At 63.6% G+C, this 15,406-nt stretch carries 13 protein-coding genes; 7 read left to right on the top strand and 6 right to left on the bottom strand.

The window, feature by feature from the left end; genetic code table 11:
* From NCR35_RS14290 to NCR35_RS14315, 6 genes are all read left to right on the top strand, one after another.
* On the top strand, window positions 1-455 hold a 455-nt coding region (locus NCR35_RS14290; RefSeq protein ID WP_250534829.1), incomplete at its 5' end, for a DUF2345 domain-containing protein.
* On the top strand, window positions 452-946 hold the full coding sequence (locus NCR35_RS14295; RefSeq protein WP_250534830.1) for a DUF4123 domain-containing protein: 495 nt from the start codon (window positions 452-454) through the stop codon (window positions 944-946). The genes NCR35_RS14290 and NCR35_RS14295, both read left to right, overlap by 4 nt.
* The gene (locus tag NCR35_RS14300) at window positions 939-1,286 is read left to right on the top strand and encodes a hypothetical protein (protein WP_250534831.1); all 348 of its coding nucleotides are present in this window, start codon (window positions 939-941) and stop codon (window positions 1,284-1,286) included. The genes NCR35_RS14295 and NCR35_RS14300 overlap by 8 nt, the downstream gene beginning before the upstream one ends.
* On the top strand, window positions 1,286-1,951 hold the full coding sequence (locus NCR35_RS14305) for a Tox-REase-5 domain-containing protein (protein ID WP_250534832.1): 666 nt from the start codon (window positions 1,286-1,288) through the stop codon (window positions 1,949-1,951). The genes NCR35_RS14300 and NCR35_RS14305 overlap by 1 nt, the downstream gene beginning before the upstream one ends.
* Entirely contained in the window at window positions 1,948-2,658 is a 711-nt protein-coding gene (locus NCR35_RS14310; protein WP_250534833.1) for an Imm52 family immunity protein, read from the top strand. The genes NCR35_RS14305 and NCR35_RS14310 overlap by 4 nt, the downstream gene beginning before the upstream one ends.
* Before the next feature lie 33 nt (window positions 2,659-2,691).
* On the top strand, window positions 2,692-3,234 hold the full coding sequence (locus NCR35_RS14315; protein ID WP_250534834.1) for a hypothetical protein: 543 nt from the start codon (window positions 2,692-2,694) through the stop codon (window positions 3,232-3,234).
* A 270-nt stretch (window positions 3,235-3,504) separates the two neighbouring features.
* Here NCR35_RS14315 and NCR35_RS30015 read toward each other — a convergent pair whose 3' ends face one another.
* The 6 genes from NCR35_RS30015 to NCR35_RS14345 form a co-directional block, all read right to left on the bottom strand.
* The gene (locus NCR35_RS30015) at window positions 3,505-3,855 is read right to left on the bottom strand and encodes a phage integrase central domain-containing protein (protein WP_350029203.1); all 351 of its coding nucleotides are present in this window, start codon (window positions 3,853-3,855) and stop codon (window positions 3,505-3,507) included.
* A gap of 397 nt (window positions 3,856-4,252) precedes the next feature.
* Window positions 4,253-5,128 carry a formyltetrahydrofolate deformylase gene (purU, locus tag NCR35_RS14325; protein ID WP_250534836.1) on the bottom strand — a complete coding sequence of 292 codons (876 nt, stop codon included), beginning with the start codon at window positions 5,126-5,128 and terminating at the stop codon, window positions 4,253-4,255.
* 117 nt (window positions 5,129-5,245) lie between these two features.
* Window positions 5,246-6,565, bottom strand: a complete 1,320-nt coding sequence (locus NCR35_RS14330) for a glycosyltransferase family protein (RefSeq protein ID WP_250534837.1) — start codon at window positions 6,563-6,565, stop codon at window positions 5,246-5,248.
* A gap of 198 nt (window positions 6,566-6,763) precedes the next feature.
* Window positions 6,764-9,832, bottom strand: coding sequence for an acetoacetate--CoA ligase (locus NCR35_RS14335; protein WP_284503035.1), 3,069 nt, complete (start codon window positions 9,830-9,832; stop codon window positions 6,764-6,766).
* 751 nt (window positions 9,833-10,583) lie between these two features.
* The gene (locus tag NCR35_RS14340; protein ID WP_502801675.1) at window positions 10,584-12,824 is read right to left on the bottom strand and encodes a heavy metal translocating P-type ATPase; all 2,241 of its coding nucleotides are present in this window, start codon (window positions 12,822-12,824) and stop codon (window positions 10,584-10,586) included.
* A gap of 148 nt (window positions 12,825-12,972) precedes the next feature.
* The gene (locus NCR35_RS14345) at window positions 12,973-13,623 is read right to left on the bottom strand and encodes an FMN-binding negative transcriptional regulator (RefSeq protein WP_250534871.1); all 651 of its coding nucleotides are present in this window, start codon (window positions 13,621-13,623) and stop codon (window positions 12,973-12,975) included.
* A 264-nt stretch (window positions 13,624-13,887) separates the two neighbouring features.
* On the opposite strand from NCR35_RS14345, the gene NCR35_RS14350 reads away from it, so the two are divergent.
* Window positions 13,888-15,354: a DUF1254 domain-containing protein gene (locus NCR35_RS14350; RefSeq protein ID WP_250534840.1), complete on the top strand. Its 1,467-nt coding sequence runs from the start codon at window positions 13,888-13,890 to the stop codon at window positions 15,352-15,354.
* Window positions 15,355-15,406: the final 52 nt, after the last annotated feature.

Raw genomic sequence — 15,406 nt, forward strand, 5'->3', positions numbered from 1 at the left:
ATCAAGATTTCGCAGTGACGGCGGCGGGAAACGTCAGCTTTGCGGCGGCGCGCTCATTCTTCGCGAGTGTCATGAATAGCTTCGCGCTATTCGTGCAGCAGGCCGGAATCAAGCTCGTCGCGGCGGCGGGAAAAATCCGTATCGAGGCACAGACGGACGGCGCTCAGATCATCGCGAAGCAGAACGCAGAGATCATTAGTTCCGATGGCTGGATCAATCTAACCGCCGCCAAGGGTGTTCGTATCAACGGCGGCGGCAGTGTCATCGAAATTAGTCCGCAAGGGTTGATCGGGTACACGAACGGCGCGTTCCTCGTCCATGCTGCCAGCCATGCGACGGACGACCCGAAAGCCGATCCGCTGACGAGCGCAATAGCGGCCGTCGCTCCGCGCATCTGCCTTGAATGCCTGATTCATGCCGTCGAGAACGGCGCTTCCTCCTTGGTGCGCTCATGATCCCGCAAGCGGTGCAGATACACATTGGAGAGCTTCGCGAGCGTCATCCGGACGCCCGTTTATTTGCGCTCGTTGACGGCATCCAATACGAGCGGCAGACCGGCAAACGCTTTGACCGGACGAGCGCGGGAGTGATCGCACTCTTCGACGGAACCGAGGACGAGCCGTTAGCGCACGCGGGGCCGTGGCTCGTCGAAATGCTCACCGACGAACACGCGGCCATAACCGCACAACTCGAAGCGGCGCGGCCGTCCGTGGTGTGGGTTGTCTCGACCGATGACGCGCCGACGCTCGCGGACAAGCTGCGGCAACGCTTGAACGCCACGCAGCCGGACGGCACCGAACTGCTTATGCGGTTTTGGGACCCGCGGGCGTTGCATGCGTTGATTAAGTCAATGAGTGAGGCAACGCGCACGCGTTACTTCGGCGCGGCGCTCGCGTGGCTTTACTTGTTCGATGGTGAACGTTTTTACTTGACACTGAATGCTTAATTTCTCACAAGAAGAATGGACGGCGCTATGCGCCGCCGACGAACGCAATTTCGTGTTGGCTGTGAAAGAGGACATTGTCAAAGACCGCCCCGCACTCGCCGAGGATGCGACGCTCTCCGACCGCTTGAATGCCGCTTACGAAGACGCAAAGCGAATTGGCTTCACGGACGATAAGTACCTTGTTGCTTTCTTGTATCTGGAGAGCGTCGAACCGAATTTTTATAAAAAGCCTGCCGTCTCCGCTTGGCTCAATAAAAAAGGGTTACCGCCTGAACAGCGGTTCGACATGATGATGGACGTTGCGCGCACAAATCTTCGCGAAGAAAAGGAGTTGCATTAATGAGTGCATTAGCCGTTCCATTGCTTAGATTAGCGGCTCAAGCGGTCTATGCCGGCTTGCGGAGTCTAGCGTCGTCTGCCGCGACATCCGCCGCTGGTGGCATAGCGACAGGCGCCATATTGTCTCTGCCGGGGGACACGTCTCAAGACAAGGAAAAAGCGCAGACCGACACGCAGGTCAAAACGCGGGCGCGGACTCGCGACTGCAAGTGCCCCCCCGAGAAGGGGCTAATGGCTCCCGTCAATCACTCAATGTCCGAACTCTCCGCGCAGTACCAGCAATACGTAACGGGTTTCCCACGAGGCATGGAATGGAAATTTTGTGACATAGACTTCGATGGTTTTCAATCGACGCAATGTCTGTTGCAAGAGGCAAAAGCCAACTATGACTTCTTTTTCGATAAGAAGGGCAACCCGAACTTCTTCTTCTTCCACGCAAAAAGCAAAAACAACCCCGACAAAGTTACAGACACGTCTGCATATGAGAGCACGATGAAGCAGGTTAATGCCCAGCATAGAGTCGTTGTAAAGAATGAACCGGCTCGGTTGTGTTGGTACTTCATGCAGAAGAAGTTCTATGCATGGGCGACAACGACGTTTGCCGCAGAAGGCCTTGTTGCTACAACCGAATTCAAACCAATGAATGTTGCAGGTGACACAGAATGAGTGGAAATGAAGAAAATCTTCTAAGTGTGGAACTTGGATTGAGGTTCAAACTTGATGCTGACGTTTTACCTTCCGCCGCCAAGCAGTGCGAAGACTTGTGGAAATTTGCTAGGGTACTTGAGACCCACAGCTTCAGTTTGGACCAATGGCTGCTCGATGGCGAAGCTAATCGACCAGCATTCACTGACTCGGGCCCATCGGAGGATTTCATCGACCCGTCATCTCTTGCTGACGAAGAAGACAGATATAAGAGCGTGTGGAACGGACGCGAAGGACAAGGCGGAGCCGGGTTCCGCTCGTGGTATTACCTATGGAAGCGATCATCATTCGATTTCAGAGCGGATGGCAACGATGTCATGAAGTACTACCATGTTGTAGCGGATATTATTGAGAAGGCGTTAAAAATATGGCCGGGCATTTTGGTCGAGGTTGGCTCATATTCATACTCTGCTAGTCATAAGGTGTTCAAAGACCGTCCCGGCGTCGGCTGGATGCTCTACTTGCCGCGCCGGATCGAGTTCGAGCAGGTTCCCGAGGCTCGCCTTATTCGTCACGTCAAAGACCTAAACGGCACGGAGGGGACCATTATCATCAGCGAGATTGACGGCCCGTTCGACGTGGACAATCCCGAGCATGTGAAGGTCGCTAATGCGATAGAGATACGGCTCGCGGATCAGGACCTGTTGCCGCGCTATGTTGATTTATGAATCGATTTCAACGTCTTAAGAAAAGAGGAGCCTATGAGCGACATAAGCATTTCCATCGTCCCGAGACAATCTACTTATCCTGAGCCGGAGAAAAAAGCGAAAGAGATTCTCGCGTGGCTGGTGGGTCGAGATATCGTGGTGGCCGAGGCTTCAGATTGCGTGCTCGGCGCAGACTTCGGTTATCGCTTCTCGAATGGCGCAAAATCCGTTGTGAAAGCGGATGGAGATTTCAGCCTTACGCTCGTGACGAACGGGTTGGAGATCATCACTGAGCGAACTGTCTTCTGCGGATACGAAAACGGTCTTGAGGATATTGTCTGTCCGAATTGTAAGGAGGATATTGCCCAAGAGGATTGGGATATGTTCAACGACTGGGCACAAGGGGATACTGACAACCTAACGTGCCCCCGATGTAAGCATGCGAGCGAGATTCACAACTACAAGATGTCTTGGCCGTGGGGGTTCAGTAACCTAGGCTTCACTTTCTATAACTGCCCTAATCTCACTGACGAATTCATAGAGGAGTTTAGGAAGAGGCTCGGCTGTGACGTGGATGTTGTCCACGCACATATATGAGCCGTTAGCCGGACGACGCTAGCGCCGTCCCCGCCTCTTTGCTGTCTTTTTCTCATGCCGTCGAGACGATCATCGGTGCAATCGGAAACAAAACTCGCAGCAACGCCGGAACGGGTTGCTGCGCTCCTAGCCCTGACGAGGCCCGGTAAGCCATTCACGATGTCGGTACTCGTCGAGGCTTTTCAAACGTCCACGTCCGTCGTTCGGCTCTTGTTGAAGCGCGCCATAAAGGACGGCCTCGTCGCGACGCATGAAACGAAGGGCCGCCGCTTATACACCCGTACAGACGCTGCGGACATTGTTAGCCGTCTTGTGCTTCGTCAACCAGAGCGGTTCGACGATAGCAACGATATGGTCGGTGTCCACGTTCCCAACAACGAGCGCGCCGATGACCGGCTCGGCGTAGTCGCGCATGGTCTGAGTCCAATCTTTCGCCGTGCGCGCGCCACGCCAGCCGGGAGCGTGGGCTTCAAAGTACTGCGCCGCCGCTTCCTTAAACGTCAGACGCAACGAAAGGTGCGTTTTAGTCGCTACGCGCGCCTTTCGGCGTGCGTCCGCTGGATCGACGCCAGCGAAACGAAGGCGGTTCTGTTCGAATGCAGCTTTGCGGGCCTCGGCCAGCGAAACGAGCGGGTAGGGGCCGAGACGTAGCTCGGGGCTACGTTTGCCGGCCTTCTAGCGGTAAATCCAACTCTTATGGCCCGAGTATTGGCGAACGGGTAAAGATGCCGCCATCGGCGTAATAGCCGGGAACGTTGAGCGTCTTAACCGATTGAACAGTGAGGCGGGCGACCGCGCGCATTTCAGAGGTGTTTCGGGTTGTTGTTGGGCGAACTATAAGACCAACATCCCCCCTCAAACCCCCTGTTCTGTCACAGTGGCGTTTTTTGTCACGCTTTGCCGGTCACAGGTCCGCCCTAAGTCGATGACTTGAAAAGGAAAAACCGGGAGAATATGTTTGATTCATGACAGCGGTTCCTCGCGCGTTTCAAGCGCGTTTCACGCGCATTCCAGGCCGCTAGCGCAGCACGACAGTCCTCTCGCCGTTGATAAACACGCGCCGCTCGACGAACGCCTTCACGGCACGCGCAAGCGTGATGCATTCCACATCGCGCCCGGTCGCGAGCAGACGCTCCGGGCTATACGCGTGATCGACGCGCTCCACTTCCTGCTCGATGATCGGGCCTTCGTCGAGATCGTCGGTGACGAAGTGGGCGGTCGCGCCGATGAGTTTCACGCCGCGCGCATGCGCTTGATGATACGGCTTCGCGCCCTTGAAGCCGGGCAGAAACGAGTGATGAATGTTGATCGCGCGGCCCGCGAGCTTGCGGCTGGTATCGGCCGAAAGGATTTGCATGTAGCGCGCGAGAATCAGCAATTCGGCGCCCGATGTGTCGAAGAGATCGAGCACGCGCGCTTCCTGCTGCGGCTTGGTGTCGGCCGTGATCGGCAGATGATGGAACGCCAGGCCGTGCTGCGCGGCGAGCGGCGCGAGATCGGTATGGTTCGATGCGATGCCCACGATATCCATCTTGAGTTCGCCCATGCGCCAGCGGAACAGCAGGTCCGCGAGGCAGTGTTCGAGCTTCGACACCATGATGAGCACCTTGGGCCGCACGGCGAGATCGTGCATGGCCCACGTCATCGAAAAACGCGTGGCGATGGGCGCGAATTCGCGCTGCAGCATCGCGAGGTCCAGCGTGTCGTCGCGGCGCGCGGCATGAAAGACACAGCGCACGAAGAAGCGTTCGCTCAGGTCGTCGTCGAAGACGCTGAGTTCGTCGATATAGCCGTGGTGGTGCTCCAGAAAGCCGACGATCGCGGCTACCTGACCCGCCGCGCTCGGGCACGCGACGGTGAGCACCAGTTGATTGAGGCGAGGTTGCGCTGACATGCGTGCTCCACGTTCGTGAGAAGGCGTCGCCCGCAATCGGGCGAGCGTCTCGCTAGTAGAGCAAACGGAGTGGCGCGCGCGATAGAAGCGTTACGCCGTCGCGCTGGTATGAAAGCGTCAGCCCGCTTGCAGGCTCACGCGTTCTTGCGCGCACATCATCATCGCGCGCAGCGGCGATGCAATGGCGACGAAGTGAACCATCAAGCTCGACGGCTGCTGGAAGTACCACGGCGTGTTCAGACTCACGCAGTCATGGCCGCTCTTGAGCGTCCAGCCGAGCCGCTCGCGCAGCAGATTCGCGATGATCGTCTGATCGCCGCCGTTCGCGTACGTGCTCGACTTATCGGGCGCGGCGCTCACGTGCCGATAGATTTCATCGACGAAAGCCGCGTTCTCCGCCGTGCGCCTGAAGCCGAGCACGCCCGCGTTGATGACCCACGGACCGATGTCGTGCGCGGCGAGGATGTCGCGATCCGCGAGCAGCGGTTCCAGCGGCTTCTTCTGGTTGACGAAGAGAATGTCGGCGTCGATCCAGATCATCCATTCGTGATGCGGCAAGTGCTTGCGCAGGAACCACGGCTTGAGCCAGGTGCCGGTGCTGCCGGGGTCGGCGTCGGCGGGCGTGTCGCGGTAGACGTAGAGCGTGTAGCCGTGGCGCTCGCAATAGCGCCGCATGTTCTGCTCCGCGACCGCGCCGTAGTTGCGCACGTTCGCCGTGTAATACGTCACAAGCGCAATGGGCCGGCCAGGATTGAAGACGCTGAAGGGCTCGGCGGGCGCGTACGCCGCATGCCGGGAGAAGTCGAGAAGCCGCACGCCTTTCTGCTGACAATCGTTGATGTGCTCGGCGAGCGCGTTGCGAAACGACGCATGGATGAACCCGTACATCTCTTGTTCGGACATGACGATGGTCCACAGATTGGCGCGGCTCGCCCAGACCGGTTCGAAGCGCGGATTGCAGAACATGGCGCACATGATGCCGCCGCGCTCGCCGTGCGGCTCGATATAGTCGAGCGGAGAGAGAAGCTGGATTTCGTCGTCGGTCGCGCCGCAGATCTTGCACTGCTCGATGCAGTGAACGATGAAATCGCGGATAGGCTGCGTATTGCGCCAGACGTGCAGCGCAGTTTGCTCCTTGCCGGTGTTGCCGCCGAGCGCGGGCAGAAGATGCTGACGGCCATCGGCCATGGGTTCCACCGGATGCATGTTCAACACGAGGCAGTCTTCGCTGAAGCAGACGAGCAGCGCATGCTCGGGCATCTGCCGTAGGTGATGCAGCACCGTTTCGTACTTCAGCAAAAGGCGTTGCGCTCTGGATTCGATGCCGACCAGCGAGATGGTTTCGTGCTCGTAGCCCAGTTGCGCGCAATAGTGCTTGTGATTGACGAGAACTGCGGGTGCGTCGACTCGGAGAAAGCTCAGGCAGCGGGTAGTCATAGGTCGTACTGGAAACAATGCGGACGTTGCGTGATTGCGATTTTTTACAGTTTTCGGAGTATGCGCAGCCCACGCGCCGAGTGGTATCGGGCATGTCTGAAATCGAAGAAATTCGATGGACGCGCCGCGTAGGCGAGAAGGAAGGGTCCCGGTCGAGGCCTGTCGCGTGGACTGTCACGCGCCGCCGTCATCGACGGCTCACATATTCGACAACACCTGCGCGAGCGCCATTGCGACGGTTGCCAGATGCGGCTCGACGACGAGATCGTGATGCCGTCCTTCCACCTGCATGATGCGCAGGCCCTGCTTCGCGACGCGCTGCCACACCGGCAGCGGATCGCCGCGATCGTCCTGCATGATCGACGCGCGCACGTAGACGATCGGGCCGCCGACATAACGGCGCGGCTTGTAGGTCGTCATCGCGACGCGCATGGATTCGCGCACGAGCATCAGCGGCGGCGGCAGGCTGCGCGTTTCGGGGCCGGGCCGCTGCGCCGTCTTGCCGAGCCGCATGCGGACGTGGTCCGTCAGCGCGAGCGCCTTGCCGCGCACATAGCGCACGCGCGAGCGCGCATCGAGCGATCGGAACTCCCGCATGCGATACGCGAGCATGGCGACCTGATAGCGCGCCCACGCCGAAAGCGGCAGACAACGTTCGTGCACGTAGGTATCGAGCAGACAAAGCATTTCGATCTGCTCGCCCGCCTTCACGAGCTGCTGCGCGATCTCCAGCGCGACCAGTCCGCCGAACGAATAGCCGACGAGCGCATACGGACCGGTCGGCTGCACGCCGCGCATGCGCAGCACGTAGGCGCGCGCCATGTCCTCGACGCTGCGCTGCGGCGTTTCATCGCCATCCAGCCCTTGCGCCTGCAGCCCGTAAATGGGCCGCTCGCTTTGAAGCGTAGCCGCGAGCGTCAGGCACTCCATGACCGATCCCGTGATGCTATGCACCATGAAGAGCGGCCGGCCGCGGCCCGCGCGCATCTGCACGAGCGTCGAGTTGGCGGCGCTCGTGCCCTGGTCGGAAACGATTGCGCCGGCGAGCCGCGCAATCGTTGGCGCGACGATCAACGTGGCAATCGGCAGGGTGCGACCGGTCGTCCGCCGAATATCGGCGAGCATGCGCGCGGCCAGCAGCGAGTGTCCGCCGAGTTCGAAGAAGTTGTCTTCCCGGCCGATCGGCGCGAAGTTGAAGTACCGCTCCCACAGCGCGCACAGGTAGGCCTCGACACTCTCCGCCGATGCCCCCGGCGCGGGCAGTTCGCCCGTCTGCCGCGCGAGCAGCGGGTGCTCGCGGATGCCATCGAGACAGCCGGGATTTGCAAGCGACGACACGTTGCGCGCGGGCAGCCCGTTGACGGCATCGCGGGCGGCGGCCTCCGACGGCTTGCCGTTGTGTGTGACCGGCAGGCCGTCGACCTGCACGATCACGTCGGGCACGAGCGCGGCGGAGCCTTGCCGCATGATCTCGCGTCGCATGCGCACGGCGAGCGTCGCATTCAGTAGCGCGCCGGGCCGCAGCACGAGCAGCAGCACGATCCGCTGGCCGCTCTCGCCCGCGCGCGCGCCCGTTTGCGCCACGGCCATCGCCTGACAGACTTCGGGAATGTCGCTGAGGATGCGATAGATCTCGCCGGGACTCACGTTAATGCCGCGAACGTTGAGCACGCCGTCGCTGCGGCCATGCAGACGCGCGGAGCCTTCGGGCGAGAATTCGATTACATCGCCGTGCGTCCAGACGCCTTCATTCTGCGAAAAATATGCGCTGTGAAAGCGCAAGCCCTCGTCGTCGCCGAAGAAGCCGAGCGGCCGCGACGGAAACGGATTCGTGCAGACGAGCTCCCCCGGCAGCAGCGTGGGCGCGCCATGATCGAACGCCTGCACGTCGAGGCCGAGACTCTTGCACTGAGCCTCGCCCGCGAACACGGGCAGATTCGGATTACCCAGCACGAAGCAGCCGAGGATATCGGTGCCGCCCGAGATCGACTGAAGCTGCAACGGCTTCACATGCCGATGAGCCCAGTGGAACTGCGAATCGAAGAGCACGGCGCCGGTCGACATCATCGCGCGCAGCGCAGACAGGTCGAACTGCGCGGCCGGTTCGAGCCCCGCGTCCTCGCTCATCTTCAGATAAGCGGGACTGGTGCCGAACACCGTGACGTGCTCGTTCGCCACGATGCGCCAGAGCGTATCCACCGCCGCGACGGGCCCGTCGTACGTCACGATCTGCACGCCTGATGCGAGCGCCGACAACTGCCAGTTCCACATCATCCACGAGCAGCTCGTGAAGAAGAAGAGCTTGTCGCCGGGGCCGAGGTCGCTATGCAGGCGGTGCTCCTTCACGTGCTCGATGAGCGTCCCGCCCGCGCCGTGCACGATGCATTTCGGCTTGCCGGTGGTGCCTGACGAAAACATGATGAAGAGTGGATGCGCGAACGCGAACCGCTGCCACGCGAATTGCGCGGCGTCGCCTTGCAGGATCAGCTCGCGCAAGGCGTGCTGACGCGTGCCGATGCCGGTCGGCAGCGGCGTGTCGTCGAGACACACGATATCCGTGAGCGACGGCAGTTCGGCCGCGACCGCCGCGACATGCGCGCTGAGCGAGCCGGCCGTATCGAACGAACGCGGCATGGTATGCGCGATCAACATGCGCGGCGCGAGCGGCGCGAAGCGGTCGACGATGGATTGCACGCCATTCTCGGGCGCGGCCGTGGAGAGCGTCGCGCCGAGCGCGGTGACGGCGAGCGCGGCGGTGATCGCGTCGGCGTCGTTGCGCATGATCGCGACGACGCGGTCGCCCGGTCCGAGCCCCAGTTCGCGCAGGGCCTGCGCGAGCCGCATGACGCGTTCGCGCAGTTCGCCGCGCGTATAGGCGACGCGGCCGCCATCGGCATAACAGGAAGCGAGCGCGGGGGCGTCGTCGGGCGCAATGCCCGGGTTCAGCAGATTCTCGGCATAGTTCAACTGCACATGCGGGAAGAAGCGCGCGGTCTCACAGCGATCGCCGATGCAAACGGCTTCCGCGTCGCCCGACCATTCCAGCCCTTGCGCGGATTGCAGGAAGTATTGCCAGAAGCGGCGGAATTCGCGGGCGCTGTAGGCGTGCAAGGACGGGTAATCGGCGAAATGCTTGCCTGTCAGTGCTTCGAAGCCTTCGGTGAAGCGGGTCATGCTGGAGCGCGCGATACGCTCCGCGTCCGGCTGAAACAGGGATGGGCGCGAGCCCACACGCGCACGCTCGCGCATAGCGTTGTGACGTTGCATGTTGCGACGGACCTGTAATCTGCGCTGCGTGATTGAATGCTTATTTGTTCAGCGGCCGGCTCCGAAAATCTCTCAGTTTCCGGTACAGCGCCTTGCCGCCGGTCAGGGGTGTGAAGCCAGAGTACCGCGAGCGAAATCGCCGCAATGTGCGACCACGCACAAACGGGCATCCGTGTTTTTCCGTTTATCGAGCGGTCCGTGCGGAATGCTTTCTCGTCGCGACGTTGGCCCGGGCAGGATGAGAAACATTTCGGATTTCAAAATGCTTGCCACGGTGCGCGCTAATCATTGCCATGTGGCAGCGTGGTGAATTCGCGCACCGGGTTGGGCGCTGGGTATCGTTGCGCGGGGCAAGAAGCGCATGCAATGCCCTGAAAGCCGCTTCTCGCGACGGCGGCAACGTCGCCATTCCGCGGCCGCGAACTACTCGGGCATGGCGTTCGCGGCGGGCAATGCCGCGAGCGCGGAGCGCCATGCGCGTGGCAAGAAGCGCACGCAAGCACGTTGCGGGCGCGGCCGCCGAAAGCCGCGTCTTGCGACGGCGGCATCGTCGCCATCCGGCGGCCGCGAACGACTCGGGCACGCAGACCGGCGACATCGGAATGGCGTTCGCGCGGGCAATACCGCAAGCGCAGAGCGTCATGCGCATTGCAAGGCGCGCATCCAAGCGCGTTCCGGTGCGGCCCACGAAGAACCGCCGCTTCTCGCGACGGCGGCATCGTCGCCATTCCGCCGCCGCGAACAGCGCGTGTTATGCGGCCCGAGTAACCGGCTTGCCGTCGCGCGCGGCATCGACCGTCGCGGCGCCCGCGTGTCCCGACCGAGCGCGCCACGTTCTGAGCAGCAACGCGTTGGTCACGACGCTCACGCTCGAGAACGCCATCGCCGCGCCGGCGTACATCGGATCGAGCATGCCGAGCGCCGCGAGCGGAATGCCGATCAGGTTATAGACGAACGCCCAGAACAGGTTCTGCCGGATCTTGCGATACGTGCGCCGCGAAATGTCGATGGCATCGGCGACGAGCGCGGGATCGCCGCGCATGAGCGTGATGCCCGCCGCTTCGATCGCGACGTCCGTGCCGCTCGCCATCGCAATGCCGATGTCGGCGGCGGCGAGCGCGGGCGCGTCGTTGATGCCGTCGCCCGCCATCGCCACGACGCCTTTCGCCGACGCCTTCAGTCGCGCGACGACCTGCGCCTTGTCGCCGGGCAGCGTCTGCGCGAACACCCGCTCCTGCGCGATGCCGAGCGCCCGCGCAACGGCATGCGCGCTGCCCGCGTTGTCGCCGGTCACGAGCGCGGCTTTCACGCCCATCTGCGAGAGGCGTTCGATGGCGGCGCGCGCGGTAGGCTTCACCGTGTCGCCGAACGCGAGCAGCGCGAGCACCGCGCCGCGCTCCGGCTCGAACAGCCACGAGACGGTGTTGCCCTGCGCTTCGAGTTGGCGTGCACGCTCGGCGAGCGCGTCGGGCACCGCGGCGTTCGATTCTTTCAGCCAGCGTCCGCTGCCGATCGCAACGCGTCGCGGCGCGGCAGCGTTCCCGGCCATGGCGACGTCCGCTTCCACGCCGCGCCCCGCAACTGCGCGGACCGCGCGTGCCTCAAAGCGCCGGGCGTGGTCGGTAGCGCCGGCGGCAGCGGCCACTGCTTTCGCCAGCGGATGCTCGCTCATGCGCTGCACGGCCGCCGCGAGCGCGAGCGCCTCGTCGCGATGCTGCCCCGGCGCGGCGTCGAATGCGACGAGCGCCGGCCGCCCGACGGTGAGCGTGCCGGTCTTGTCGAACGCGACGATTTCGATGGCATGCGCGCGCTCCAGCGCCTCGGCGTCCTTGATGAGAATGCCCTGACGCGCCGCGACGCCGGTGCCGGCCATGATCGCGGTCGGCGTCGCGAGGCCGAGCGCGCACGGGCAGGCAATCACCAGCACCGCGACCGCATTGAGCAACGCTGTCTCGCCGCTCGCGCCGTGCAGCAGCCAGCCGGCGAGCGTGACGAGCGCGATGCCGAGAATCGCCGGCACGAACACGGCCGACACGCGATCGACGAGCCGCTGGATCGGCGCCTTCTCCGCCTGCGCCGACTCGACGAGCCGGATGATGCGCGCGAGCGTCGTCTCCGCGCCGACGGCGGTGGTTTCGATGGCGATGACGCCTTCGCCGTTGATCGAGCCGCCTGTCGCGCGCGCGCCCGGTTCCTTGGCGACCGGCAGGCTTTCGCCGGTGATCAGCGATTCGTCGATATGCGTGCGGCCCTCGCGTACGATGCCGTCCACCGGCACGCGCTCGCCCGGCCGCACGATGGCGATATCGCCGATCCGCACATCCGCGAGCGCGACTTCGCGTTCGCGCGCGGGATCGGCGGCATCGCGGATGCGCGCCTTGTCCGGGCGAAGCGCGTTGAGCGCGCGGATCGCGTCGGTCGTCTGGCGCTTCGCGCGGGCCTCCAGCCACTTGCCGAAGCGCACCAGCGTGATGACCACCGCCGACGCCTCGAAGTACAGATGCGCGTGGCCGTGCGCGAACATCTGATAGACGGACACGCCCCATGCCGCCGACGTCCCGAGCGCGACGAGCAGATCCATGTTTCCCGAGAGCGCCCGCGCGGCGCGATAGCCGCCGACATAGAAACGCCATCCGAAGCCGAACTGCACGACGCTCGCAAGCGCCAGTTGCAGCCACGGCGAGAGGTCGAAGCCGAGCATCGGCGAAAGCATCGGCGCAAGAAGCGGCAGGGAGAGCACCGCGCTGCCGATGACCGCCGCGAGTTCCCGATCCCGCGCGGGTCCGGCGTCGGCGGCGGGCGGCGCGTCAGGCACGATGCGCGTGGCTTCGTAGCCGGCTTTCGTGATGGCGGCGAGCAGTTGGTCGTCGGTGACGGCGTCGCTTGCGTGAACGGTGGCGCGCTCGGTCGCGAGATTGACGGCGACGGCATCCACGCCCGGCACGCGCTTGAGCATCTTTTCGACGCGCGCGACGCAGGACGCGCACGTCATCCCGCCGACGGCGAATTCGGCGGTCCTTCCCGATCGAGTTGAAGCCGATGACATGGTGAAACGCTCCGGGTCTGGCTGAACGGGCGCAATTGCCGTTCTCATGGCTCCAGTATCGACCTTCCCATGACTGGAAGGTCAAGCGCGCTTCTCAGCCGCGCGGCGGATCGTTCAGGGTGGCGGACATGGCGTCGGCGAGCGCGTGCGCCGCGTCGCCGCCGCGCTGACGCAGACCGGCGACCGCGCCCAGGCGGTCGGCGTCGGCCTTGTTTTGCGAGAGCTTCGCCTTGCCGACGAGCCGCGTCACCTCGATCTCGATGCCGACGATCGCGCTCAGCAACTCGTCGATGTAATCGCGCGGCGCGTCGCCCATCTTCCACGGCGCGGGCTCGGCCGCTTCCATCTTGCGCGTGAGCCGAGCGACGACGCCGCGCACGTAGGTTTCGTCGTCGCGCACGGTGATGCGGCCGTGCGCGTGCACGACGAAATAATTCCAGGTCGGCACCTGACGATGCGTTTCCTGCTTGCTCGGATAGAAATTCGGCGAGATATACCCGGCTTCGCCCTGAAAGATCACGAGCACCTTCTCGCCCGGCGCGACTTCTTTCCAGACCGGATTGGCCCGCGCCACATGCGCGCGCAGGAGGCCGTGCTCGCCCGCACTCGCATCGAATTCGAACGGAACGTGGTTTGCGTCCAGCCCGTTCGGGCCGTGCGTGACGAGCGCGCCGAACGGGTTCGCGGCGATCAGCGCGTGAAGCACGTCGGCGCGGTTTTCTTCGAAATGGGCGGGCAGATACATCGGGCGGCTCTGTGACGGTGGAATGGAGAACAGCAAGAATCCCGATGTTACGCGATGCCGGCGCATGCGGTTTGCTTCCGTCATCAGCGCCTGATGACGGTTTTGGCAGCGGCTCCTTGCCTATCATCAGCGGATACGTTAAAACCCGAATTTCGAGATAGTTTCCGCGCCCGTAACAAAGGCGCAAACGTTAAGGCGGCAGCATCGGTTTGCGCGCCGGAAGTTGCGCCAACCATGCGAAACAAGAACCGGACTCCCATTCGAATGAACCTACCACGACGCTGGACCTTCCCGCTCAACGCCGCTTTCTGTCTAGGCGCATGCATCGCCGGAACGAGCCTCCTGTCCGGCTGCGCGGCGAACAAGCCGCCCGAAGCCAAAGCCAGCACCGGCTGGGTGAAGGACCAGGTGGCGGATGCCTACACGTTCGGCTTTCCGCTCGTTGCCTCGGACATCGCCCGCGAGCGCGCGAGCGGCAACGCGGCGCAGTCGGGACGCGCGCCGCTCAACACCTTCCGGCACGCGAGCGCGCTGCCGCCCGTGGGCGCGGCGGGCTGGCCGAGCGTCGATACGCTCGACTCGACCGCATGGCTGGATGTGTCGGCCGATCCGGTGATCGTCTCGCTGCCGGCCGCGCCGCGCGGGCGGTATCTGGACGCGCGCGCCTTCGACGCGTGGACCAATGCGCTCTATTCGAGCGCCGACACGACGCCGTATCCGAAGACGCAGTCGATCGCGTTCGTGCCGGCGGGCTTCAGCGGCACGCTGCCCGCGGATGCGACGCGCGTCGAATGCCGCACGCGCTACGTTTGGCTCTCCGTGCGCGTGCGCGTGAACGGCCCGCGCGACGTGCGCGAGGCGCGCAAGCTGCAAACCGCGATGCGCATCGAGCCGCTCACGCCCGCGAAAGGCTCCGTCGCCGATACGACGCCCGCCGTCGCCGGCGCGTGGCCCGGCGGCAGCAGCGGCCAGCAGCCGTCGGTGCCGCCGCTGCCCGCCGCGCTGGCGACGGCATCGCCCGGTGCGCAAGCCGAATCGCTCGACGCGAGCGCCTTTTTCGCGCGTCTTGCCCGCTCGCTCGACGACAACCCGCCCGCCACCGCCGACACGCCCGCGATGAACCGTCTCGCCGCAATCGGCGTGAAGCCCGGCGAGCCGGTGCACTTCAAGGCGACGGACGCGCCGGTGCTCGACGCGGGCATCGCCGAGGCGCGCGAGCGGCTCTCGACCGTGCCGCCCAACGCCATTACGAAGAACGGCTGGACGTGGTTCGGCGACGGCGTCGGCAACTACGGCACCGACTACACGCTGCGCGCGTATCTTGCGCGGCGGCAGACGGCGACGAGCACGAAAGACGGCGAAACGAAGCCGGTCGCATCCGTCGACAGCGACGGCCACGCGCTGAACGGCGCGAACGACTACGTGCTGCACTTCGAGCCGAATCAGCTTCCGCCGGTGCGCGGCTTCTGGACGCTCACGGCGTACACGAAAGACGGCGCACTCGCCGATGCCAAAGTGCCGCGCCTGTCCATCTCCGACCGCGACCGCCTGAAGAAGAATCGCGACGGCTCCATCGACGTGATCGTGTCCTCCGAGTCGCCCCGCAAGGGGCGTGCGTCGAACTGGCTGCCCGCGCCCGCGGGCGAATTCCGGCTCGCCATGCGCCTCTATGCGCCGAAGCCGCAGGCGAGCGACGGCACGTGGGCGCCGCCGCCCGTGCAGCGGCAGTAGCGCGTTTTTTGCGCGGCGTCATCGAAGAGTTTTGACAACGTTGGCGCGGCGC

It is taken from the genome of Caballeronia sp. AZ10_KS36, from assembly GCF_023631105.1.
Lineage (GTDB): Bacteria > Pseudomonadota > Gammaproteobacteria > Burkholderiales > Burkholderiaceae > Caballeronia.